Genomic DNA, 2,948 nt, shown 5'->3' with positions numbered 1-2,948 from the left:
CCAACGGTCGGCTGTGCCGACCGAACAAGAAAAACTCGAGAGGCACACACCATGACTACTGTCCCATCGCTGCTGCGGCCGCACCCGCACGCGGTACTGTTGTATCCAGGCTGAAGCAGGCCGCCATCATCCTATTACCCAACCCTGTACTTGCGCCCTGAGTGCAGTGGCATGGCTGTGCCCTAATTCTGGATAACAACAATGAACCAACCACACACCAACGTCGGCAGTTGCCTCGACGTTCAATCGTTCATCAACGATCAGCCGCTGTCCCGCTATCAATGGCGGGTGGTGTTGCTGTGTTTTCTGATTGTCTTCCTCGATGGCCTGGACACCGCCGCCATGGGCTTCATCGCCCCGGCCTTGTCGCAGGAGTGGGGTATCGACCGCGCCAGCCTCGGCCCGGTCATGAGTGCCGCGTTGATCGGCATGGTGTTTGGTGCTCTGGGCTCCGGCCCGCTGGCCGACCGTTTCGGGCGCAAGGGCGTGCTGGTTGGCGCGGTGCTGGTGTTCGGCGGCTTCAGCCTGGCCTCGGCCTACGCGACCAATGTCGACCAGTTGCTGATCCTGCGCTTCTTGACCGGGCTCGGGCTGGGCGCGGGCATGCCCAATGCCACCACGCTGCTTTCCGAGTACACCCCCGAGCGCCTCAAGTCGCTGCTGGTGACCAGCATGTTCTGTGGTTTCAACCTGGGCATGGCCGGTGGTGGCTTCATTTCCGCGAAGATGATCCCGGCCTACGGCTGGCACAGCCTGCTGGTAATCGGTGGCGTGCTGCCGCTGCTGCTGGCGGTGGTGCTGATGGTCTGGCTGCCGGAGTCGGCGCGGTTCCTGGTGGTGCGTAACCGCGGCACGGACAAGGTGCGCAAGACCCTGGCGCCGATTGCGCCGCAGGTGGTGGCCCAGGCGGCCAGCTTCAGCGTGCCGGAGCAGAAGGCGGTGGCTGCGCGCAGCGTGTTTGCGGTGATCTTCTCCGGTACCTACGGGCTGGGCACCATGCTGTTGTGGCTGACCTATTTCATGGGCTTGGTGATTGTCTACCTGCTGACCAGCTGGCTGCCAACGCTGATGCGTGACAGTGGTGCCAGCATGGAAGAGGCGGCCTTCATCGGCGCGTTGTTCCAGTTCGGTGGCGTGCTGAGTGCGGTGGGCGTGGGCTGGGCCATGGACCGCTTCAACCCGCACAAGGTCATCGGCATTTTCTACCTGCTGGCCGGGGTATTCGCCTACGCCGTTGGGCAGAGCCTGGGCAACATCACCTTGCTCGCCACCTTGGTGCTGATCGCAGGCATGTGCGTCAACGGCGCCCAGTCGGCGATGCCGTCGCTGGCAGCACGCTTCTACCCGACCCAAGGGCGTGCCACGGGCGTCTCGTGGATGCTGGGCATCGGCCGCTTTGGCGCAATTCTCGGCGCCTGGAGTGGTGCGACGCTGCTGGGCCTGGGCTGGAACTTCGAGCAGGTGCTGACGGCATTGCTGGTCCCGGCTGCATTGGCGACGGTGGGGGTGATTGTGAAAGGGCTGGTCAGCCACGCGGACGCGACCTGAGCAGCGCTGGAAATGGAGGGTCAGGGTGACAAATGGTTCGATAATCGCACGTATAGTCGATTATCGGATTGTCACCGACCTGCCAGCCTCCTTAATCTGAACGCACTGATGCACCCTGACCAGGAGTCTCCAAAATGATGCGTGACGTATTTATCTGTGATGCCATCCGCACCCCGATCGGCCGCTTCGGCGGCGCCCTGGCCGGCGTGCGCGCCGATGACCTGGCGGCTGTGCCGCTGAAGGCGCTGATCGAGCGCAACCCGTCGGTGCAGTGGGACCAGGTCGACGAAGTGTTCTTCGGTTGCGCCAACCAGGCCGGTGAAGACAACCGCAACGTGGCGCGCATGGCGCTGCTGTTGGCAGGCCTGCCCGAGAGCATCCCAGGCGTGACCCTCAACCGCCTGTGCGCATCGGGCATGGATGCCATCGGCACGGCGTTCCGCGCCATCGCCAGTGGCGAAATGGAGCTGGCCATCGCCGGTGGTGTCGAGTCGATGTCGCGTGCCCCCTTCGTCATGGGCAAGGCCGAGAGCGGTTACTCGCGCAACATGAAGCTTGAGGACACCACCATTGGCTGGCGCTTCATCAACCCGTTGATGAAAAGCCAGTACGGCGTGGACTCGATGCCGGAAACCGCCGATAACGTTGCCGACGATTATCAGGTCTCCCGCGCTGACCAGGATGCCTTTGCCGTGCGCAGTCAGCAGAAGGCCGCAGCGGCCCAGGCAGCTGGGTTCTTTGCCGAAGAGATCGTGCCGGTGCGCATTGCCCACAAGAAGGGCGAGACCGTGGTCGAGCGCGATGAGCACCTGCGCCCGGAAACCACCCTTGAAGCCTTGACCAGGCTCAAACCGGTCAATGGCCCGGACAAGACGGTCACCGCTGGCAACGCGTCGGGCGTCAACGATGGCGCGGCGGCGTTGATCCTGGCCTCGGCCGAGGCGGTGAAAAAACATGGCCTGACCCCACGTGCCCGGGTACTGGGCATGGCCAGTGCTGGTGTGGCGCCACGGGTGATGGGCATCGGCCCGGTACCGGCGGTGCGCAAGCTGACCGAGCGCCTGGGCGTGGCGGTGGCTGATTTTGATGTGATCGAGCTCAACGAGGCGTTTGCCAGCCAGGGCCTGGCGGTGCTGCGCGAGCTCGGTGTGGCGGACGATGCGCCGCAGGTGAACCCTAATGGCGGCGCGATTGCCCTGGGCCACCCGCTGGGCATGAGCGGTGCGCGGTTGGTGCTGACGGCGCTGCATCAGTTGGAGAAGAGTGGCGGACGTAAAGGCCTGGCCACCATGTGCGTGGGCGTGGGCCAAGGTCTGGCGCTGGCGATCGAGCGAGTTTGACCACTACCGGCCTCTTCGTGGGGCAAGTCGGATCGCCGCACCGCCGCTCCCACAGAGGAT

The 2,948-nt window shown here is 64.3% G+C and carries 2 protein-coding genes; both read left to right on the top strand.

The window, feature by feature from the left end:
- Nucleotides 1-201: 201 nt before the first annotated feature.
- Entirely contained in the window at nucleotides 202-1,548 is a 1,347-nt protein-coding gene (locus NP534_RS26430) for an MFS transporter (protein ID WP_274100688.1), read from the top strand.
- A gap of 134 nt (nucleotides 1,549-1,682) precedes the next feature.
- Nucleotides 1,683-2,888, top strand: a complete 1,206-nt coding sequence (pcaF, locus tag NP534_RS26425; protein WP_274100687.1) for a 3-oxoadipyl-CoA thiolase — start codon at nucleotides 1,683-1,685, stop codon at nucleotides 2,886-2,888.
- The last annotated feature ends 60 nt before the right edge of the window (nucleotides 2,889-2,948 follow it).

The organism is Pseudomonas sp. 39004 (assembly GCF_028682155.1).
In the GTDB taxonomy this organism is placed as follows: Bacteria; Pseudomonadota; Gammaproteobacteria; order Pseudomonadales; family Pseudomonadaceae; genus Aquipseudomonas; species Aquipseudomonas capeferrum.
The sequence above is the reverse complement of the archived record's forward strand: the minus strand, read 5'-3'. Positions and strand labels throughout refer to the sequence as shown.

Coding starts and splice junctions, on each gene's coding strand:
- NP534_RS26430 (WP_274100688.1), top strand. CDS start 202: ATGAACCAACCACACACCAACGTCGGCAGTTGCCTCGACGTTCAATCG.
- pcaF (WP_274100687.1), top strand. CDS start 1,683: ATGATGCGTGACGTATTTATCTGTGATGCCATCCGCACCCCGATCGGC.